At 58.7% G+C, this 20,780-nt stretch carries 16 protein-coding genes; 4 read left to right on the top strand and 12 right to left on the bottom strand.

The genetic code is table 11. The features are described from left to right. Positions 1 to 19: 19 nt before the first annotated feature. From tkt to ELE36_RS06655, 5 genes are all read right to left on the bottom strand, one after another. The gene (tkt, locus tag ELE36_RS06675; protein ID WP_129832330.1) at positions 20 to 2,065 is read right to left on the bottom strand and encodes a transketolase; all 2,046 of its coding nucleotides are present in this window, start codon (positions 2,063 to 2,065) and stop codon (positions 20 to 22) included. A 40-nt stretch (positions 2,066 to 2,105) separates the two neighbouring features. Next, positions 2,106 to 2,813, bottom strand: coding sequence for an HAD family hydrolase (locus ELE36_RS06670; RefSeq protein ID WP_129832329.1), 708 nt, complete (start codon positions 2,811 to 2,813; stop codon positions 2,106 to 2,108). Next, positions 2,807 to 4,198, bottom strand: coding sequence for a glucose-6-phosphate dehydrogenase (zwf, locus tag ELE36_RS06665; protein WP_129832328.1), 1,392 nt, complete (start codon positions 4,196 to 4,198; stop codon positions 2,807 to 2,809). Before zwf ends, ELE36_RS06670 begins: the two co-directional genes overlap by 7 nt. 33 nt (positions 4,199 to 4,231) lie before the next feature. Then, on the bottom strand, positions 4,232 to 5,455 hold the full coding sequence (locus ELE36_RS06660; protein ID WP_129832327.1) for an AI-2E family transporter: 1,224 nt from the start codon (positions 5,453 to 5,455) through the stop codon (positions 4,232 to 4,234). A 173-nt stretch (positions 5,456 to 5,628) separates the two neighbouring features. Further along, entirely contained in the window at positions 5,629 to 6,084 is a 456-nt protein-coding gene (locus tag ELE36_RS06655; RefSeq protein WP_165371510.1) for a hypothetical protein, read from the bottom strand. Positions 6,085 to 6,457: 373 nt separating this feature from the next. Between ELE36_RS06655 and ELE36_RS06650 the strand changes: the two genes are divergently transcribed. Then, a complete protein-coding gene (locus tag ELE36_RS06650; RefSeq protein ID WP_129832326.1) occupies positions 6,458 to 6,643 on the top strand; it encodes a hypothetical protein in 186 nt (61 codons plus the stop codon). Between the two features lie 475 nt (positions 6,644 to 7,118). Here ELE36_RS06650 and ELE36_RS06645 read toward each other — a convergent pair whose 3' ends face one another. Then, the gene (locus ELE36_RS06645; protein ID WP_165371509.1) at positions 7,119 to 9,488 is read right to left on the bottom strand and encodes an ABC transporter permease; all 2,370 of its coding nucleotides are present in this window, start codon (positions 9,486 to 9,488) and stop codon (positions 7,119 to 7,121) included. Further along, positions 9,481 to 10,218: an ABC transporter ATP-binding protein gene (locus tag ELE36_RS06640; RefSeq protein WP_242512377.1), complete on the bottom strand. Its 738-nt coding sequence runs from the start codon at positions 10,216 to 10,218 to the stop codon at positions 9,481 to 9,483. Before ELE36_RS06640 ends, ELE36_RS06645 begins: the two co-directional genes overlap by 8 nt. Positions 10,219 to 10,447: 229 nt before the next feature. Between ELE36_RS06640 and ELE36_RS06635 the strand changes: the two genes are divergently transcribed. From ELE36_RS06635 to ELE36_RS06625, 3 genes are read left to right on the top strand one after another with little or no spacing between them, the layout of a single operon-like run. After that, entirely contained in the window at positions 10,448 to 11,056 is a 609-nt protein-coding gene (locus tag ELE36_RS06635; protein ID WP_129832324.1) for a hypothetical protein, read from the top strand. A 44-nt stretch (positions 11,057 to 11,100) separates the two neighbouring features. Further along, a complete protein-coding gene (locus ELE36_RS06630; protein ID WP_129832323.1) occupies positions 11,101 to 12,162 on the top strand; it encodes a sensor histidine kinase in 1,062 nt (353 codons plus the stop codon). Continuing rightward, a complete protein-coding gene (locus ELE36_RS06625) occupies positions 12,155 to 12,901 on the top strand; it encodes a LytR/AlgR family response regulator transcription factor (protein WP_165371508.1) in 747 nt (248 codons plus the stop codon). The genes ELE36_RS06630 and ELE36_RS06625 overlap by 8 nt, the downstream gene beginning before the upstream one ends. A gap of 91 nt (positions 12,902 to 12,992) precedes the next feature. Here ELE36_RS06625 and ELE36_RS06620 read toward each other — a convergent pair whose 3' ends face one another. The 5 genes from ELE36_RS06620 to ELE36_RS06600 form a co-directional block, all read right to left on the bottom strand. Then, positions 12,993 to 13,145, bottom strand: coding sequence for a DUF3309 domain-containing protein (locus ELE36_RS06620; RefSeq protein WP_129832321.1), 153 nt, complete (start codon positions 13,143 to 13,145; stop codon positions 12,993 to 12,995). 81 nt (positions 13,146 to 13,226) lie between these two features. Then, positions 13,227 to 13,736: a pyridoxamine 5'-phosphate oxidase family protein gene (locus tag ELE36_RS06615; RefSeq protein ID WP_165371507.1), complete on the bottom strand. Its 510-nt coding sequence runs from the start codon at positions 13,734 to 13,736 to the stop codon at positions 13,227 to 13,229. Positions 13,737 to 13,906: 170 nt separating this feature from the next. After that, positions 13,907 to 14,104: a CsbD family protein gene (locus tag ELE36_RS06610; protein ID WP_129832319.1), complete on the bottom strand. Its 198-nt coding sequence runs from the start codon at positions 14,102 to 14,104 to the stop codon at positions 13,907 to 13,909. Between the two features lie 61 nt (positions 14,105 to 14,165). Further along, complete coding sequence (locus ELE36_RS06605; RefSeq protein WP_129832318.1) at positions 14,166 to 14,492, bottom strand: BON domain-containing protein; 327 nt, start codon at positions 14,490 to 14,492, stop codon at positions 14,166 to 14,168. A 527-nt stretch (positions 14,493 to 15,019) separates the two neighbouring features. Then, a complete protein-coding gene (locus tag ELE36_RS06600) occupies positions 15,020 to 20,530 on the bottom strand; it encodes a S8 family serine peptidase (protein ID WP_129832317.1) in 5,511 nt (1,836 codons plus the stop codon). Positions 20,531 to 20,780 lie beyond the last annotated feature (250 nt).

The following is a 20,780-nucleotide window of genomic DNA, read 5'->3' as shown; positions in this document are numbered from 1 at the left end:
ACGCTCTCGGCGCGCGATATTATTTCAGCAAATCGCGCGCACGTTCGCACACCTTGTCGACGGTAAATCCATATTCGCGCAGCAAGATTTCCGCTGGCGCCGAAGCACCGAATTTTTCGATGCTGATTACCGCGCCGCGATCGCCGACATAACGGTGCCAGCCCTGCGCGATACCGAGTTCAACCGCCAAGCGCGCAGTGATAGTCGGCGGCAAAATCGCGTTGCGTTCGGCTGGCGGCAAGGCATCGAACAGCTCCCAGCTCGGCATCGAAACACAGCGCACGGCGTGACCGTCTTTTTGCAGACGTTCGGCCGCAGCGACGATCAGTCCGACCTCGGAGCCGCTCGCGATCAGGATGAGATCAGGCATGCCGTTCGGGGCATCGCTGAGTACGTACGCGCCGCGGCGCAAGCCATCCGCACTCGCGTAACGGGCGCGATCCAGCGTCGGCAATTCCTGTCGCGTCAGCACCAGCAACACCGGCTGCGCGCGTGTTTCCAACGCGACCCGCCACGCCACCGCGGTTTCATTGGCATCGGCGGGACGGATCACGATCAGGTTCGGAATCGCACGCAGGCTCGCGAGCTGTTCGACCGGTTGATGCGTTGGTCCATCCTCGCCGAGCGCAAGACTGTCGTGCGTGAAAACATGCACCACATGCAAGCCCATCAGCGCGGCGAGGCGCAACGGCGGGCGCATGTAATCTGAGAAAATAAGGAAGGTGGCGCCGTACGGAATAAATCCGCCATGCGCGGCGAGACCGTTGACGATCGCCCCCATCGCATGTTCGCGCACGCCGAAGTGCAGGTTGCGTCCGGCATAACTCCAGCCGCCGCCATCGGAGCCTTGCTGATCATCGTTTTTTGCCGCTGGCGGATTGAAGTCGCCGAGATCTTTCAGCGCGGTTTTTGTCGAGGGATCCAGATCGGCCGAACCGCCGCTGAGCGCATGCAATTTCGGCGCGATCGCATTCATGATCTTGCCCGATGCCTCGCGCGTGGCGAGTCCTTTTGCATCAGCGGGGAACAGCGGTATATCCGCATCCCAACCCGGCGGCAATTCGCCGCGCAAACGATATTGCAATTCCTCATGCAGTTCGGGGAAAGCCGTGGCGTAAGCTTCGATGCCTTTATTCCACGATGCCTCGTTTTTTTCGCCGCGCTCGACCGCTGCGCGCAGATGATTCGACGCGGCATCGGGTATCAGAAAATCCGGCTCAGTCGGCCAACCGAGCTTCTGTTTGGTCTGGCGCACATTGTCAGCACCAAGTGGTGAACCGTGCGCCTTGAAGCTGTCTTGCTCGGGCGAACCGAAGCCGATATGTGTGCGTACGAGGATCAGCGACGGGCGACCGGATTCAGCACGTGCGGCCTGCAATGCCTCATTGATCGCGACCAGATCGTTGCCATCGTCCACCATCACCGTATGCCAGCCGTATGCGGCAAAACGTTGCGCGCGATTCTCCGAAAACGTGATGTCGGTGCCACCGGCGAGCGTGACGTAATTGTCGTCGTACAGGCAAATAAGTTTGCCGAGTTTGAGATGGCCGGCAAGTGACGCGGCCTCGGATGCAATACCTTCCATGAGATCGCCATCGCTGACGATCGCGAAGGTGTGGTGATCGACGATCGTATGCCCGGGACGGTTGTAGCGCGCCGCGAGTTGCGCCTCGCCGATGGCCAAACCAACCGCGTTGGCAAAACCCTGACCGAGCGGCCCGGTAGTGACTTCGACACCGGCGGTATGGCCACGCTCGGGGTGACCGGGCGCCTTGCTGCCCCACTGGCGAAACTGCTTGATGTCGTCGAGCGAAAGATCGTAGCCGGTCAGGTGCAGCAGGCTGTAGAGCAACGCCGAGCCATGTCCCGCCGAAAGCACAAAACGATCGCGATCGGCCCATTGCGGATTACGCGAGTTGTATTTTAGGTGGCGATTCCACAACACATACGCCATCGGCGCCGCGCCGAGCGGCATGCCTGGATGACCGCTATTGGCCTTCTGCACCATGTCGACGGAAAGAAAACGAATGGTGTTGATGCATTGCTGATCAAGCTCGTCGAACATGACTATTCCTGATGGTTTGCAGCGTGGGGCATGAGTGATTTCAGTCGGCGTGCGCGAGCGCGCTGCGCGTCTCGGTCGGGATTTTGAAATCCGGCAAGGTCAGCTCACCGACCTCGCCGATCGTATCGATTATCAGATCTGGCGCAGGATGAATCGTGTCCATCTGCGCATCGCGCGCGTAATGCCCTTGGCGCACGAACAACGTGGTCAATCGTTCGCCCAGGACGCGTTTCATCGCCGCGAGTATTTGCGGTTTGTCGTCGATCATCACGTAATGTTGCGCGGGCAAAGCGCGTTGCATCGCATCGAGGGTTTTTTCCTTGTGCAGATAAACCAGTACATGGCCATCGACCGCCTGCCACACACCGGAGCGCTGAATCTTGCGCGGCTGGAAAACCATGTCGCCGTCGGAAAGGATTGCCACGCCACCGAGGCGGCGCAGATGTTCGATCGCGGCCAGCGCGCGCGGATACAAGCGTTCGCCAAACGGATAGTCGAGCAGGAATGCCGATACCTGCAGCAAGCCCGGCTGGTTATCGCTGTCGATCCGAAAACGCTGCAATGCACCGAGGTAATCCGCGTAACCGAGCATGTCGCGCAACTCGGCGTAGATCGCCCAATAGCGCGCGCGTTCCGCCTCGCCAAACGTCTGATCGAGAAACGCGCCGAGATCGCTGGCGAAACGATCATTGTCGAGCAAGGTGTTGTCGACATCGAGCAGAAACTGCAGCGCTGGCGGGCTCAACACGGCGCGGTTTCCTCAAGCGCGGGATCATGCCAGCCTTCGTCGCCGCTCACGATATCCAGCGCTGCCGCCGGCCCCCAGCCACCCGGTTCGTATTCGTGAATCGGCTCGGCGTTGCCGAGGATCGGATCGATCACGGTCCATGCGGCTTCGACACATTCGTCGCTGGTATACAAAGTCGCATCACCGCGTAGTGCATCGGCGAGCAGTCGTTCGTACGGCAATTCTTCGTGTGGCGATTGATGACGCGCGACGAGTTCGACCGGTTCGCCGTGCATTGCCTCACCGCTTTTCTTGACGCGCACGCCAGCCGATATCACGACTTCGGGGCTCAGGCGAAAGCGGAAATAATTCGACTGCTTGGCGGTGATTTCATCAAACACCGCCAGCGGCGGGCATTTCAGATCGACGATGACTTCGGTGGTGGTCAGCGGCAGGCATTTGCCGGCGCGGATATAAAACGGCACGCCGGCCCAGCGCCAAGTATCGATGTGCAATTTCAATGCGGCGAAAGTTTCGACTTGCGAATCCGGCGCGACGCCGTTCTCCTCTCGATAACCGCGAAACTGACCACGCACCACGTCTTTCGGATCGAGCGGACGCATCGCGCGGAACAGTCGTAATTTTTCGGCGTGCATCGAGATCGGATCGTGGCCGCTCGGCGCTTCCATTGCGAGCAACGCAATCACCTGCAACAAATGATTTTGCACGACGTCGCGTAACGCGCCGGCTTCCTCATAGAAACTGCCGCGGCCCTGCACGCCGAAATCCTCGGCCATCGTGATCTGCACGCTATCGACATAGGTGCGATTCCACACCGGATCGAGCAAGGTGTTGGCGAAACGGAAATACAGCAGGTTCTGCACTGCTTCCTTGCCGAGATAATGATCGATGCGGAAGATCGCCGATTCGGGGAAAATATCGTGCAAGGTCTTGTTCAACGCCTGCGCCGAAGCGAGATCGCGACCGAACGGTTTCTCGACGATGATGCGCGCATCGGTCGCACAACCCGACTCCGACAACCGCTGCACGACGGTGGCGAACATGCTCGGTGGAATCGCCATATAGTGAAGCGGGCGTCGCGCTGCGCCTAGCGCTTCTTTCAGGCTCGCAAACGTAGCGGCATCGTTGTAATCGCCATCGACATATTTCAATTGTGCGGAGAATTTGGCGAATGCCGCGGCATCCACGCCGCCATGTTTTTCAAGGCTGTCGCGTGCGCGTTCGCGCATTTGCTCGAGCGTCCAACCGGCGCGCGCGACCGCGATGATCGGCATGTCGAGTTCACCGGCAAGAATCATTGCCTGCAGCGCGGGGAAGATTTTCTTGTACGCCAGATCGCCGGTCGCACCAAAAAAAACAAAGGCATCCGAACGTGTGATGGTCATGGTGCAGTTCTACTCCAACGATGCTGCAGCGTGTTATTTGCGGTGCGCGGATTCCGGCGATGAGCCATCGCCGATCAATACATATACCGTGTGCAGTCCTTCGACGTGTTGGCAGAAAATTCGAAAACACGCGAGTAGCGGGCCGGCCAGCAGAATGCCGACGACACCCCACAACCAACCCCAGATCAGAAGCCAGACGAATACGACGGTGGGATCCAGCGCGAGGCGCTTGCCGATAATCACCGGCGTGACGAGCTGCCCTTCGATGAAGGCCAGCAGGAAAAATACGCCCGGTACAGCGAACGCATGACCGAGCGAATCGAATGTGGTGAAACCAGCGACAAGCAAGGCGAGGCCCGTGGTTGCCGGCCCGACATACGGCGCGAAATTCAACACCGCCGCAACCGCGCCCCACAGCATCGGATTCGGCACGCCGAGCAGTTTCATCGCGATCGCAGTGAGCAAGCCGAGCGCGAGATTGATCGTGCTGACCATGACCAGATAACGCGACATTTCTTCCTGCACATCGCGCGCGATCGCGACCACGACTTTTTTCTCGCGCAGGCGCGGTGCCACTTCAACCATGCGCCGCAGGAAGCTGTTGCCGGAGGATAGAAAAAAGTACACAAGAATCAGCACTGCGGCGATGGAACCCAGCGCATGCGGGGTACTTGTGGCCATGCTCGAAAGCAGGCTCGGTTGCGCCGCTACCACCGTTTGTGGAGCAGCAGACGACTGTGTGAGAGTTTCGAGCTTTTTGCTCGCCTCCTGCGCTTGGCGGATCGGCTCGCGAAAACTGCGGAATCGTTGCTGCACGGTTTGAATCGTCGCGGGTGCGTTGGCGATCCAGTCGCGGGCAGGCTCGGCGAGACGCATTACGCCACCAGCAAACGCACCGACCACCGCGATCAAAACCAGAATGCTGCCCAGCGCTCGCGGGATAAACAGCCGCTGCAAAAATGTGACCGCTGGTGAAAGCAGTAGTGAAACCAGCAATGCCAGAATCACCGGGATCAGGACTTCCTGGGCCAGATAACAGGCCCCCATCGTCAGCAGAACGAGGATCGCCAACACGCCGCGCTTGAGCGTACGCAAGTCTGAGCGCGGATGGATTGTAGTCTTCGTTGCTGCATCATTCGGGCGCTCGTTTTCGACACCGTTTTGTGCAATGGCCAGCGATACTGCCGCCTCGATCGACGATGGCTGCGTGGCCGGGGATTGCGCAACGATGCTATCGGCCACGATGGCAGTATCCACGCAAAAATCGAGTCTGCAAATGCATTGGATTCTCCCGAAGTATCGACATCAAAACAGCTTACACCTTGACGAGCCTGCGCGAGCTGGTCAACTCACCAGCGAACACGAATATCACCATGAATAATGCCGCGGCGCATACGTGCGCCGCGGCATTGAGGGATAACCAATCGCGATTACTTGGCTGGCATCAAGTTGAATTCGCCAACGTCGATACCGATGTCGACACCTTCGCCGGCGCCTGCCAATGCCAAGGAAACGGTGCCCTTGGTCAGCACCTGCGCGCTACCGGACTTGACCACGCCGGCATGGGCTTCGCCCTGCGCATACTTGCCGAGGACATCAGCAATTGTGTGCACATCGGTGAAGCGGCCGGTGCCGTTGTCGACGTGCGATTTGCCTGCAGTCAGGCCAACGCCCTTGGCTTCGATTTTTACCGGCATGGACGCGCCATTTTCGCAAGTCACGACACCCGTGCCTTCACTGTGCTTGTAGATGGCCGACCATGTCGAAAGCGAGAAACGCAGCTTGCAATCGAGTTCCGCGCTGGCGGCTTGTGCCTGCGACGAGAACGATCCAACCGACGCAAGCGTCAGACCGGCAAGCAACACGTTTAGATGTGATCGTTTCATGGGTATTTCTCCTGAGTGGTGGACCAAATTGATCTGCAATACCCGACACCTTGTGGCGCGGATTTCGGGGAGTAGGCGATACTTTTTCTACCCCGATTGAACTGTGCGGAGATAACTATCCAAGACGCGTGCCACTTCGCTTGCCATTGCAATCCATTGATCTGAATTGAAATTTTTCTTTCGCATATCGGTCGATTTGCAAGATCGGCAGATTTTTTCGTGCCACATGCACGATGCGACAAATCCACGCGCTTTCAACCGACGCCATGTGTGCAGATTCCCCGAGAATATTTGATCGCCACAAGATCGTCATGGCATAGCATTTGCTCGCCTTGCAAAACGTGCAGCCAGTGCACTCAGCAGGAGAAGTGTCATGCCACGTGGTGAAAAATCGGCCTATACCGATAAACAAAAACGCGAAGCGAAACATATCGAAGACGGTTACGAAAAACGCGGGATCTCGACCAAGGAAGCGGAACGCCGCGCCTGGGCAAGCGTCAACAAACAGGATGGTGGCGGGAAAAAATCCGGTAGTGGACGCAAGAAATCCGTTCACTGAATTGCCACAAGAATCTGTAATGAATATTCCCGCGGCGAGGTAAAAAATATTCGGGGCAAACGTTCTAATCGCGCATATGGCAATGGCAATGCCAATCGCAATATCGTGCAATTTCCAATCTGATAACCGCCCGCGTTGCTATCTGCATGGCGCAAACGAGATCGACATAGAGGAAAAACCTTGCTGCAACACCGATTTACGCAATCGCGGCGCTTGGCACGAGATTCGCAACAACTACAACGAGCATGGATTTCCCCTCCATCTCTGTCAGGCCGCGCGTGAGCGCCGCGTTCTGGGACCGAAATGTTTGTCACGGAAGACAAATGTTGCCATAGGCAACGGGGCAGTAGAAAGATCGAGGCATCGGGTTCCCTCCAACGGGCCCGGTGCTTTTTTTTGCGTGTTGTCGGCAGACGAATGACGCTAGCGTATTGCGTTTTATACGTCGTATGTGGATCGTAAAAGCCGCCGCGGCTCATTCGTAGCTGAGTGCCTTCGCGGTCGGAATTCGAGTTGCCCGCAACGATGGCCACGTGCATGCGATTAGCGACACGACAACGACCATCAGCAACCAGACAAGTACATTGCGCGCATCCGGCATCCATCGAATCGGAGTGGTGAACATCACGCGCCCGAACGCATCCGCCAGCAACGCGCTCATCGGCATCGACAATGGAATCGACACCAGCCAGCCGAGCAGCGCAATCACCAACCCCTCGATCTGAATCATGCGCAGGATTGCGCCGTGCCGTGCGCCGATCGCACGCAACACACCGATCTCGCGCGTGCGTTCGAGCACGGCCAGACTCATCGTGCTCGCCAATCCCATCGCACCCACCGCGATCATCACCCACGCCATTAGCCCGAGAAAATCCACGACCATCAGCAGATGATCTTCCACGCCACGACGCGTCTCGCTCAGCAGCTGGCTGTTCGCCACGGGCATGCCGATACGTTCGAGCTCGCTGCGCAGGCGCAGGATCAAATCGAGTTGCGAAGGTGCATCGGCAGCTTTGCTCGCCACCACGAGCGCGCTTGAAAGATCGCCGCCATGCAGCGCATCAAGCGCGGCGCGTGGCATGTAGGCGATCTTCTGCGGCCCGGCATCCACCACGCCGACGATGCTGAACTCGATCGGCTGACCGGCGATGAGCAGCGTGACTTTTGTGCCCGGCAAAAGTGTCGGTTCATCGCGCAATACGTTGCGACTGATCACCAGCGCATTGTTATCGCTGGCGTTCAAGCCACGACCGCCCAACATGATCGGCGCGATCATCGCCGAATCCGCTGGCAGCCCGACCAGCGTAAAACTGTTGCCTGATGTGCCGTCCGCATGCGCGACGCTGACATTGTCGCTGGCCCACGCCTCTACCCGCGCGACACCGCTGACGTTTGCCGCCGCGGCCTCGATTTTCGCCGCGGGATGGGCATCGGCCAGACGCAAAACCACATCGTAATGCTGACTCGAAAAAAGCGGATCCACCGATCCACGCACGGCGATGCGCAAATTCCCTGCACCGAGAAAAACCGCGCCGCCCGCGGCGAGCACGAGCAAGGTCAGCAGCAATCGCTGACGGCGGCGAAATGCGTTGCCGATCGACAACAGCAACGGTCGGCCGATGCCGGGAATCGTGATCCGGCGCCGCACGTACGACGTCCCGGCATCGGCCGCGAGACCCGAATCGCGTAGCGCCGCATTGACCGACAAACGGCAAGCACGTCGCACCGGAAATATCGCCGCGATCACCGGCAACAGACAACCGACCGCAAGCTGCACCGCAATCGCCCACCACGGAATCGCATAACCGTCGATCGAAAAATTCAGCATGCTCGCATTCAGCGCGGCGTACGGACGCGCAATGAGCATTGCCACCGGCAGCGCAATCGCCGAGGCCAGCAAACCGAGCAAAAATGCGAAGCCCAGATACATGACCGCGATCTGGCCGGCGCGCGCGCCGAGCGATTTCATCACACCGATCTCGCGGGTCTGCCCCGTGAGCATCGCCGTGATCAAGTTGACGATCAGGAAACTGCATACCAGCAGCGTGAGCAAACCGAAGGCGCCTTGCGTCAGCATCAGCGAGTTCATTTGCGCGGCGTGGGCGTGTTCACCGGGCACCGGCACATCGATTGCGGTTACATGTTTGCCGTCATATTCGATCAGCGCTTTGGCATCGTAGGCGATGCGACGCACGGCATCACGATCAGCCGTGGTGTCACGCACAACGATCTGGATTTCGTCGAGCGCGGATGGTGCGCCGAGCATGCCGAGTGTCGCTGGCGTGACAAATCCGTAAACGACATGATCCATCCATCCCGGCGGCAGGCTGACATCATGCGCAATGCCGCTGACCGTCAGCGCGCGCGCTGGCGACTTTCCGAATTGCAGCGTGATCGCACCATCGAGCGCTGCGCCGGAAAATTCCAGCGCGGATTTTTCGATCGCGATCTCGCCATCGCGCGGTGGCCATTTTCCTCGTTCGGATTCGAGTCTGCCGATGTTCGGCGTATCGAATTCATCGAGCGCAAACAGCGCGGCGGTCAAACGCGTGCCATGAACATCCACGTTCGCGTATACCGTGCGTCGGCTACGCGCGGCGGCGATGGCCGGCAGCGCGCGCACTTGCGCCAGCAACATCGGATCGAGTGTATCAACACGCAAAGTCGCGGATACCGGATGACTGCCGAGATAGCTGCTGGCAGTCACGCGCTGTACCAACGCCCAGGTATCCAGCAGCGCACCCGCGGCGATCATGCCGGTGGCGATGGCGAACACCACCAGCAAACTGCGCGATTTGTGCAGCCACGCGTCGCGTCGCATCTTGTGCCAGCGCGGACTAAACATGGGCCGGCTCCGCGCAGGCCGACTCGTTTTCGACGATACGACCATCGACCAAGGTAATCGTGCGCGTCGCATGGCGCATCGCCGCGTGTTCGTGCGTCACCATCACCACGGTCTGGCCGTCGTGGACAAGATCGACCAGCAACGCCAGCAAACTTTGCGAGGTGCGCGAATCGAGATTGCCGGTCGGTTCGTCAGCGAGCAGGATCGCGGGTTCGTTCGCCAGCGCGCGCGCGACGGCAACGCGTTGTTGCTGTCCGCCGGAAAGTGCGGATGGAAGTTTGTCGGCTTGCTCGGCCACGCCGAGTCGATCGAGCAGCGCCAATGCCCGCGCACGGCGCTCATTTTTTGGCCAGCGGTTGACGAAATCCATCGGCAACATCACGTTCTCCGCAGCGGTCAAGGTCGGCAGCAATTGAAAGAACTGAAACACGATGCCGACCGAACGTCCGCGCCATAAGGACAGCGATTTTTCCGAGAGCGCATGCAGCGCGTGGCCGTCTATCACAATCTCGCCGCTGCTCGGATGATCAATGCCGGCGAGCAGATTCAGCAGTGTCGATTTGCCGCTGCCGGATTGTCCGACGATGGCGACGAACTCGCCACGCTGAATCACGAGATTGATATCGGCCAGCGCGACGAAAGCGCCTGCCGGACTCGGATAGGTTTTACGAATATCACGCAAATTGATCAGCGTTGCCGAAGCAGAATCGAGGTTTGAAAATGGCGTCACGAACGCGCTCCGATGCAGTTGAAAGTGTGCGTCCACTGTAATTCGCAATCGCCGCCAGCGGCTTACGGTTCGACCGCGCCATTCGACCGTTCGGCGAATTCCCGCCGATGGAAATATGCAGCACCGCCGTTCAACGATGCCAGCCGACCATTCGGCGAAAGTGGCGGTCGGCGAAGAATCCCGATGGCATGCTTGGCTCCGCTGTCGCCACTACTCAATGGAGTTTTCGATGAATCGTTCTTGCGGATTTTTGCTTCTACTGTTTTTAACCGGCCCGATCGCCGCGTTCGCGGAACCTGCCGCAGATACCACACCTGCCGCGACAAATTCAGGCGCGCCTGCCATGTCGAGCGAGGCGAGCCAGTTCGATTTCATGCTCGGAGAATGGCAACTCGAAGTGCATCCGAAAGTCAGCGGACTGGTCGCGATGATTCACGGTGCACCGCGATTGATCGGCACGTGGAAGGCATCGCGCAGCAGCGATGGACTTGGCATCGAGGACGACATGCGCATTGTCGATGGCTCGGGCAATCCACTATCCTCGAACCACTCGCGACGTGTGTACGACACGGCCCGGCATCTCTGGAAACTTAGCGGAAAAGACACGCAGAACGGACGCAGCAGCGAAGCTAGCGGACAATGGCTGAATGGCGAGATGCACCTCGATGGAAAATTCATCGACGCCGAAGGCACCACGCTGACCCGCACGCGTTATTACGACATCAGCGCCAACAGTTTCCACATGCTGCAGGATCGCTCGACCGACAATGGACAAACCTGGGATGAAGCCGTGCTAACCATCGATGCCAAGCGCGCAGCGACAAACACGCCGCCGTGAATATATCGCCGCCAGTCACTGCTTTAGTCGAGCCGAGATAAGCCATGTCACGTGGATGGGTCTGGCTACAACTGGCGGTCGCGTGGTTGCCGATGTGGGCGCTGTTCACCGCGATTATCGTGATCGTGCATCACGCATCGTTCGCCGATGCTGCGATCGGCGCCTTGCGCATGATTGGTGCGGCAGCATTGCTTGGTATCGCGGTATACAAATTTACTTCGCGGATGGCGTGGCCGCATCCGTTCCGGCTAGCTTTTGTGCTCATGCATCTGGTCGCCGCAAGTTTGTATTCCGTCGCGTGGTATGTGCTTATCAGCGTGATCGACAGTCTGGTGATGGGGCATTTTATTTTCGCCCTCGGCCCCGGTGCCGGCATCTCGTTGTCTACCGGGATATGGTTGTACATCATGGTCGCCGGTGTGGCGTACGCCAACCTTGCAGCAGAGCGCACGGCCCGAATGGAGGCACACGCAACGCGGATGCAGCTCGATACGTTGCGCTCGCAGTTGCATCCGCATTTCTTGTTCAACGCTCTGCACACGGTCGTGCAATTGATTCCGATCGATCCGCGCGCCGCGGCGCTCGCGACAGAGCAACTTGCCGGCACGCTGCGCACGACACTGGAAGAACAACGCGATCTGATAACGCTCGGCGAAGAGTGGGCCTTCGTCGAGCGTTATCTGGCGATCGAGAGCATCCGCTTCGGCGATCGTCTGCGCGTAACTATTGCGATGGAAGAATCGACGCGCCTGGCGATGTTGCCGACGTTTGCACTGCAGACGCTGATCGAGAATGCGATACGGCACGGCGCCGCGCCGCGCATCGAAACAACGCATGTGAAAATATTGGCGACGCTCGACGGCGCAATGCTGATAGTGAACGTTGCCGACGATGGAGTCGGTGCCGACATTCGCGAAGTCGAAACCGCGGTCGGCACGGGACTGCGCCGACTGCGCGAACGCATGCGCTGGTTGTACGGAAACAACGCACGACTGGAACTTGCGAGCAACATCGGCGAAGGTTTCCGCGCGAGCTTGATCGTGCCGCAATCGACGTCGTCCGATGACATTGCGGATCGAGATCGCGGCCACAACATACATGACTGATACGGCCAAGATTTCCACGTTGATCGTCGATGACGAACCAGTCGCGCGCGCCGGCATGCGCCATATGCTGGCCGAGGTGGAATGGATCAGCTGCATCGGTGAAGCGGCAAATGGCCCCGCCGCCATCGAAGCAATCGACAGGCTCAAACCTGAACTCGTGTTTCTCGATATCCACATGCCCGGATTGCTCGGTACCGATGTGTTGCGCCAGATTCGGCATCAACCATTGGTCGTGTTCACCACCGCATATGCACAACACGCGGTGACCGCGTTTGAGCTCGGCGCGCTCGATTATTTGTTGAAACCGTTCGGCGAAGAGCGTTTGCGCGCCACTCTCGATCGCATTCGCACGGCATTCGGCGAGCCGCGTATTTCATCGCTGGATCGATTTGGCGAAGCGATGAGCCATGCGCCGATGAGCCGATTATTCGTGCGCAGCGGTCGCAGCATCATGCCGATCGCAGTCGACGAGATCGTATGGTTCGAAGCCGTCGGCGACTACATCGCCGCGCACACCAACGACACGCAACATCTGCTGCATCTGTCGCTGAATCAGCTCGAAGCGCGCCTGGATGCAAAGCGATTCATGCGCATTCACCGCACCCATATCGTCAATCTCGACCATGTCGTTGCATTTCGTCGTGATGCGAACGGAAGTATCAGCGCCGAATTGAAGAATGGAAAATATCTGGCCGTAAGTCGAGCGAAGGCTCGCGACCTGCGCGGAATCGCGCGATAGGAAAAGCTTGAGGCGGGATTTTATAAATCGCGCGCCTGCAACAGGCGCGCGGCAACGACTGATTTATGACGCCGTATCTACAACGCGCGCATCACGCTCGGCGGAATACCGCCAGCAAAATGATGATCAGCAACAGCAGCCCGAGTCCGCTACTCGGGTAATAACCCCACTGTGCACTGTACGGCCAGGTCGGCAACGCGCCGACGACAAGCAACACAATCAAAACGAGTAAAATTGTACGCATGGCAAATCTCCTCTTGTTGTAATAATTCCAGGCAAACCGACAAAACAGGTGGGACGGTTTACGAATCCGAACAGCTAAAACTTAGTGCTTCAGTTCGACATGCTTGTGCGCGCCGAGGTCTTTTTCATCGCCCGTGATTTTGGCCTTGATGAAATTGTAAACGCGGCCGATCGCGGTACTTGATGAAGTCCAAAGTTCCGCGCTTTCACAGGTCACCTTGATCAGCACAAGATTCGGATCGGTCTTGCCGCCCTTGAAAAATATCGAGTCCATCGCATCGGACCAGAGCTCGTCGACCTTGTGTTGATCGCGCACGATTTCGGCGCGTCCTTCCACCGACAGGAAGGCACCATCACCAGCATCGACATAAGCCAGATTGACGCGCGGATTACTCTTGATCTCGCCGACCTTGGTCGTATCCAGCCCCGTGAAAAACCACAGGTTGCCGTCGAATTCGGTATCGCGTGTATGCAACGGACGACTGATCAAACGATCACCATTGCTACGCGTGGTGAACATCGCGACCTTGGCATGTCGGATATGTTTGCCGACTTCCTTTACCGCATCGTTATCCAGATGACTTTGGCTCATGCTATCGCTCCTCATGACTGATTCGAGTCGAGTGACTCGGCAACGTTTTCGCAAAAAATACAGCGATGCACAAAACGCTGATCTTGAATTTGGCGTAAAAGGAAGCGGCGCGAACGCCGCTTCCGATGTAGTACTTTCAAAATTTTTCTCGCGTCCTTGCGATGCGGTGATTACAAGCCTTTCTGAAAATCATTGATCTGCTTGTGCGCTTCGTCCTTGGCAATGCCGTAACGCTCCTGCAGACGGCCAGCCAGATATTCGCTGGTGCCTTCGGCCTGCTTCAAATCGTCGTCGGTGAGCTTGCCCCACTTTTCCTTGAGCTTGCCCGACAACTGTTTCCACTGACCCTTGATGCGATCTTCGTTCATGACAACTCCAGAATTTTTTTCAGGAAATTTTTTCGAATAGCAGCGAACAATCAAAGATGAATTAGTCGCGCGAACTCAGCGCGGCGGAATCCACTTTCTGCACGCCCTTCACTGCCTTGGCAACCGCTACCGCCTTCTGTACCTGCGCCTTGCTGTTGACTTGGCCAGACAGAGTTACCAAACCGTTCTTGGTAGTCACGGCGATATCCATTGACGAAATTCCATCGGTGGTCGCGAGCTCACTTTTGACCTTGGTGGTGATCCAGGTGTCGGTGACGGGCTGCTCGGATTTGGCAGCACTCATGTCGGTGTCCGCGGCGAACGATGTGGAAACGCCGCCGCAAACCAGCGCGATACCGAAAGCCATTGCACATAATTGCTGTTTCATAAAAACACCTCATTGTTGATGGGACGCGGTTAGACATTACAAGTCGCGTGCCAACGAGATGTGTAAACAAAATCAGTCGGTTACAAATATATAACGAGTAAGTTTTCGGGAAATTTGCAGGACGCACGCAGAGATCGCAATGCAATTTGCAAAGGCTCCGCAGGCGGACCAAACCTCGGCTGGATACAACCCAAAAAAGCGCGCGACCAGATGTAAGGCACAAGCACGCTGAAGATCGACGGGGCCAGTTCGAATCGCTGCCAAATCGGCCATCACAGTTATCGCTTACTTGGCCGCTCGTTTAGAGGTCGTGCGCATCAACGCATCGAAACAGCGATCGAACAACGGCCGTCGCAAGATCAATATAAAACGCGCGCCGCCGCCGGTGGCGTAACGCGTTTTCGGGGGAGGGTCGCGAGCAGAAATTTGATCATAGTCGCCACAACCATGCTGCGACGTATCGCATTGCGCGATACGCAGCAATGGGCCGCAGCTCACACTGCATCGTGAGCGGCGGCGCTATCGGTCTACTTGATTGTGCGTAGGCGATGCAGGAATGCCAGCAAAGTCAGCACCGTGCCGAGCAGCCACAAACTGCTTGAACCCAGAGTCGGAATGGCCTGCGCGATTGCCGTAGCCGCGATCGTGAATACGGTTTGGTTTGCTGATCCGGGCTGGCTTGGATCGTTGGTCACTGCGCTCGATTCATTGCTACCGTCCCCATCTGCATCAAAATTGACGGCGCCCTGATTCGTGACGACCTGACCCACCGGAGTCGAAAGAATATGCGCCACGATGTTGATCGTGACACTGCTGCCGGCCGCAATGCTGCCGTCCCAGGTTACCTGGTTCGTGACCAGTATCGCGACCGCTGTTCCCGAGCTTGTCGAGGCCGATATCAACGCCAGCGCAGGCGGAAGATTATCGACAAATTCGTGACCGATATTATCGAGTTGGGCAGCACTGCCAGTGTTGCTGATGACGATGGTGTAGGTGACATTCGTACCCACCTGGAATGAACCGCTCACCGTCTTGGTCGCCGACAATGTGGCCGGAGAAACCAAATTGAAGCTGGTCGGATCGCTCGTGCCGGGCAATCCCGGATCATCGGTGAGTGCGGTCGATTCGTTGGTGCCGTTGCCGTCCGCATCGAAAGCCACCGTACCCTGATTGCTTATCGCACCGGGCGCTGTGCCGGAATTGATAGTCGCGAGGATAGTGATGGTCACTGATCCGCCCGCCGCAATGCTGCCATTCCAGCCGACGGTATTTGATGCCGTTGTCACGGTACCGGAGGATGCGTTCACCGAACCCAACGCCAAAGCCGCCGGAAGTACGTCGGTGAATTCATTGCCCGGATTGTCGAGCTGGGTGCTGCTGCCGTTGTTGGTAAGTACCACGGTGTAAGTCACGCTGCCACCGGGCTGGAATGTTCCCGCAACGGTCTTGGTCGCAGAAACCAGCGCAGGCGATACCACCGTGAATACGGTCGGGTTGCTGGTACCCGGCAATGAGGTGTCATCCGACAATGCCGTGGACTCATTCGTGCCGTTGCCGTCGGCATCGAAATTTGTGGTGCCCTGATTGCTCACCTGCGTGCCGGCGAGCACGCCTGCATTGATCGTGGCCGTGATCGTGATTGTCACCGAACCGTTGGCCTGTACCGCGCCGTTCCACACCACCGCGTTGGTCGCCACAGTGGCCACTGCGATACCGTTGCTCGCGAACGCCGAAACCAGTGTCAATTGCGCGGGCAAGGTGGTCGCGAATTCCGCTCCGGGGTTGTCCTGTTGATCGTAGTTGGCGGAGTTCGACAACGCGACGGTGTAGGTGACCGTGCTGCCCGGAGAAAAGCTGCCGGCCACACTCATCGTGGTGCTGACCAGCGCAGGCGACAACACCATCGTGGTGGCGCTGGCGTTGTTGTTGGCGGTGCTGGGATCGTTCGCGCTCGAGGCACCGTTGACCTGGTTGGTCAATGCACCGGCGATATTCGGTGCGGGCAGCGAGATGGTGAGCGTTGCCGAAGCACCGTGACCGAGGCTGGCGAGATTCCACAAACCCGTCGCCGGGGTGTAGCTGCCTTGCGATGCGGTGAAGCCGGTTGGATTCACCAGCGGATACGCCGGAAAGGCATCCTGCACGTTCAACGCATACGCGGTGTCGCCGCCGTTGTTGGTGACCGTGATGGTGTAGCTGAGCGGCGCACCGACCAGCACCGTGGGTGTGCTGGCCGTGATCGTGACGGCCAGATCCGCCGAGCGCGGCGCCATCACGCATACGGTCGCGCTGTCGTTGGCCGGATTCGTATCCAGGGGGGACGAGGCGACGAGCATCGCGGCATTGCATTGTTGATCAGTCGATACCACCGTCGCCACGATATGCAGCGTTGAAGTGGCGCTGCCCGAGAGCGCGCCGATCGTCCACAGGCCGGTACTTGAAGAATACGCGCCACCACCGTCATCCGAAACGTAGGTGAGTCCGTTCGGCAGCAGATCACCGAGCGCAACGTTACCCGCGGCTGTCGCGGTAGTGTTGTTGGCCGTCACCGTGAAAGTCACGTTCTGACCGAACAACGGACTGACCGGCGCCATCGACTGCGTGACCGCAACATCGGTATGTGCAGCGCTGTCCAGCACCACCACTTCGGCACGCGTACCGGATTTGTTGTGGTGATGCAGCAGCAACGCACCGAGCGAACCGTTGGTAGTCATGTTGGCGGTGTTCCACGTCACTGGTAACGCCGCGCCGTTGAGATCGTTTCCGAGGAAACTGCCACCGAAGTTGAGGCCTTGCGCGCCCCAGTTGTAGACGTACGGCCCGGCTGCCTGCCCATAGAACGTGCCAGCGGCGGGCGAGCAATGATCGCCCGTGGTGGTGCGTGCGCAACTCGGGTTGCTGCCCGGACAGGTGATGATCTTGTAGCGCAGCGTCTGGTTGGCCGTACTGACGAAACCCAGCTGGCTCGGCGTGGCACCGAGCACCATGACATTGTTCAAATGCATGGCCGAATCGATCGTCGACGGCGCGAGCAGATTGGCGTACGAAGCGAGTCCGAGAATCGAGTTGCCGTTGGTCGTCGTATCGAGCACGATGCGCACGAAATTGTCGTTGGCCGACGCGTTGGCGACGAAGATCGAGGGCTTGGAGTTGTAGATGATTTTCTCGTAGACACCGTCGTTGTTGTTGTCGACGCAGATGTCGTACGCCACATCATTCGGCGTGGCCCAATCACCCCAACTGGCGACACCGAACATGATCAGATCGTTGCTCAGGTTCGGGCTGCCGGCGCCGGGCAGAAATGATGCTCCCGCGTAATGGATATCGGCGTAATCGGGTACAACGCCCTGGTTGCGCGCACCCACCACTTGCAACTCGAACGGCGATACCAGCGATTCGACATCGGTCGGGAAAGTACCGGTGCAAGTCGGCCCGGCGGCAAGAGTGCCGGTGCAAATATCCGATCCCGACAGCGCAATCGTGGTCGAACCGGTCAGCGCGCCGCCGGTGACGATGGTATCCGGCGCCGACATCGTCGATGCCGGGCGTTCCGCCATGTACACCGGCAGGCGGAACTGCAAATTGCCGCCCTGCTTGAACGTGAGATACGCTCCTTTTTCGGTGAGGAAATTGCGTGGCTGGTCGCCGAAATTGGCCTGTACGCCTTGAGTGGCGAACAACGAAGGATCACGCGTGTGCTTCATCTGCGCGCTGTTGGCATTCATCTGCACATCAATGTCGAGCGTGCTGGCGGCGGCGATGGTGACGCTGTTGCCACCCGGCAACGCAAACGCCACGCCGGGCGCATCCACCACGGTATCGAACGCCAAGTCGAAGGTTTGCGAAGTCGTGCCTTTGTTCACAATGTGTACTTTTTTACTTTGTGTCACCGCGCCGGTGACTTCGGGACTGAACGCGACGCTGACCAGTCCGGTATCTTCGGCGTTCATTGCCACGACATTGCCGAGCGCGGCCTTGGCCGGATCGACACGACCACCACCGATACGCGACAGGCCGAATCGCGGCGGGGTCGCGCCGGGGAACAAGGTCACGTCGTTGACGGCGTAGTCCATCGCCAGCGCCTTGATCTCTTCCACCGTCCAATCGGGCTTGAGCTGGCGCAGCAGCGCCATCACGCCGGCCACGTGCGGGCTGGCCATCGACGTGCCGGAGATCACCAGCAACTGGCTGCCGGCGTTGAAGCCGGACGGATCGGATACGCCCGTGCAGCCCGCCGCCGCGGTGCAGGTATGGCCGGTTTGCACCGAGGTGATGTTCAAGCCCGGTGCGGCGATATCGGGTTTGAGTCGCAATGCAGAACCGATCGTGCTGCGCGGTCCGCGCGACGAAAAACTGGCCAGCGTGTCGCCGCCGCTGGCGCCGACGAGGGTAATATTCACCGGTGGCGAAGACGTGATCGTACTCTTGATATTGGTACCGTCGGCCAAGGTAATACGCAAGGTCGGGATGGTGATTGCGGTAGTGATGGCTGGATCGTCGGCGGTACCGGCCGGTGGCGAACCTGGCGCGTTGTCTACCGCGACCACGCCGATTGCGCCAGCGTTCTGGCAATTCAGTGATTTGGTCTTGAAGCTGCACGTGCCGCGATCAACCACGCAGATATTGCCCGCGATCGCCGCGGCGTTGGTCAGTGCCGTGCACGCATCCGTAGTAGTCGGCCCGGTGCCATTGGCGGCATCGAGTGCAATTACGGCAGTGGCGGTTTGCCCGCTCGGCACCGGACCGTATGCGGGGATGGTTGCGATATAACTGCCAGCGATCCCGACTGGGGAATTGACCTTCACCGAGCCAACGGTTTCGCCGCCATCGAGCGAGGCCGCAGTGGCAATCGCGCGCGAGGCAACGCCGGGGGCACCAGCGATGAAGAACGTGTCACCGGAATTGCCCGCCGAGGTAACGACGATGACACCGGCCAGCGCGGCGTTGTCAGAAGCCAGCGCAGTGGCATTGAGTTCGTTGCCGAAATCAGAGCCAAGCGACATATTGATCACGTCCAGATGATCGGAAAGATCGGAATCGCCATTCGGGTCCATCGCCCAGTCGATTCCTTGCACTGTCAGCCCCGTGCTGCCGGTGCAGCCGAACACGCGCAGCGCATACAACGACGCCTTGGGCGCACTGCCAGGCACGATGCGCAGCGGAGTGTAGGTTGCCGCATTGGCGTCGTATGGCCCGGCAAACGTGGCACCAGCCGCAGTCACACCGAAGCCGCCGGCGGTGCCGGAGACATGGCTGCCATGACCGTTGCAATCCATCGGATTGGCGTCGGGCACCGGAGCATTGGCACCTGTGTAGGCATCGCCCGCGAAGTCGGTGCCGCCAATAATTTTTGCGGTCGGGAATGCACCCGCCGTGGTGAACGCGGCGCTATTGCTCGACTCTGTATTATAGTCGGCGAGTAAACCGCTGCCGCCGAAATCGGCATGCAGGTAATCGATGCCGGTGTCGATGATGCCGATGCGAATACCGGTGCCGTCAGCGCCTGCCGGCAAGCCGATGGTGTTGGCCCACACGCTGGGCGCACCGATGAACGGCACGCTTTGCGAGCTGGTGGTGTGTTCGATATAAATCGGGAAAACGCGCTTGACGCCCGGAATGCTGCGCACGCTGGCGAGATTGGCGCGATCAATCATCACCGAAATGCCGTTGAGCACCAACGACACGCGATACACCTCAGTGGTATTCAGCGCGTGCAATTTTGCAGCGACGCGATCTTGCGCGGCGCGATTAACCTGCGCCTGCGCTTTACCCGCGTCAACCGCGTTTTTCTTCGCCTGTATTTTTGGTAGCGATGTATTTGCCAGCGCCACGGCGTATTGCACGGCGGCGGCGGGATCATTGAGCTCGACGAATACCTGAATGCGTCCGTCCTCGCCGGTGACGATGCCATCGGAGGTCGCAACGGCGGCTCCCACGGTTTGCGGTGCTGCGGCCGGTGGCAGCGTGCGCGCAGCGACAAGACTGGCGAATGCAAAAAGCATCGGCGCCGCAACACGAATCATGCGTGACGTGTTCATGCCAAACCTCCCCCCAAGTTGACGTCCGGGTAGCGTGACAGCCTAGCTTTAGCCTTACAAGGGATTATTATCTTCGCCCGCGTTTTGTGCATTTCAGCTGCACCATCGTTGTCGCCGAATTGACGTTAGTGACATACCCGACATATCGCACAATTTTCCGGCAGTCATAAAACCTCTGTAACGCGCCGACCGTTACGGCACAATTGCGCTACCTGCCGACAGCACCCGTCGGCAACGCGACGATCCGGCA

The organism is Pseudolysobacter antarcticus, assembly GCF_004168365.1.
GTDB lineage: Bacteria > Pseudomonadota > Gammaproteobacteria > Xanthomonadales > Rhodanobacteraceae > Pseudolysobacter > Pseudolysobacter antarcticus.
Note: the sequence above shows the minus strand (reverse complement) of the source record. Positions and strands in the feature narration are given on the sequence as shown.

Coding starts and splice junctions, on each gene's coding strand:
- ELE36_RS06655 (WP_165371510.1), bottom strand. CDS start 6,084: ATGAAACGATCACATCTAAACGTGTTGCTTGCCGGTCTGACGCTTGCG.
- ELE36_RS06605 (WP_129832318.1), bottom strand. CDS start 14,492: ATGAAACAGCAATTATGTGCAATGGCTTTCGGTATCGCGCTGGTTTGC.
- ELE36_RS06615 (WP_165371507.1), bottom strand. CDS start 13,736: ATGAGCCAAAGTCATCTGGATAACGATGCGGTAAAGGAAGTCGGCAAA.
- ELE36_RS06625 (WP_165371508.1), top strand. CDS start 12,155: ATGACTGATACGGCCAAGATTTCCACGTTGATCGTCGATGACGAACCA.
- tkt (WP_129832330.1), bottom strand. CDS start 2,065: ATGTTCGACGAGCTTGATCAGCAATGCATCAACACCATTCGTTTTCTT.
- ELE36_RS06645 (WP_165371509.1), bottom strand. CDS start 9,488: ATGTTTAGTCCGCGCTGGCACAAGATGCGACGCGACGCGTGGCTGCAC.
- zwf (WP_129832328.1), bottom strand. CDS start 4,198: ATGACCATCACACGTTCGGATGCCTTTGTTTTTTTTGGTGCGACCGGC.
- ELE36_RS06650 (WP_129832326.1), top strand. CDS start 6,458: ATGCCACGTGGTGAAAAATCGGCCTATACCGATAAACAAAAACGCGAA.
- ELE36_RS06620 (WP_129832321.1), bottom strand. CDS start 13,145: ATGCGTACAATTTTACTCGTTTTGATTGTGTTGCTTGTCGTCGGCGCG.
- ELE36_RS06600 (WP_129832317.1), bottom strand. CDS start 20,530: ATGAACACGTCACGCATGATTCGTGTTGCGGCGCCGATGCTTTTTGCA.
- ELE36_RS06630 (WP_129832323.1), top strand. CDS start 11,101: ATGTCACGTGGATGGGTCTGGCTACAACTGGCGGTCGCGTGGTTGCCG.
- ELE36_RS06610 (WP_129832319.1), bottom strand. CDS start 14,104: ATGAACGAAGATCGCATCAAGGGTCAGTGGAAACAGTTGTCGGGCAAG.
- ELE36_RS06635 (WP_129832324.1), top strand. CDS start 10,448: ATGAATCGTTCTTGCGGATTTTTGCTTCTACTGTTTTTAACCGGCCCG.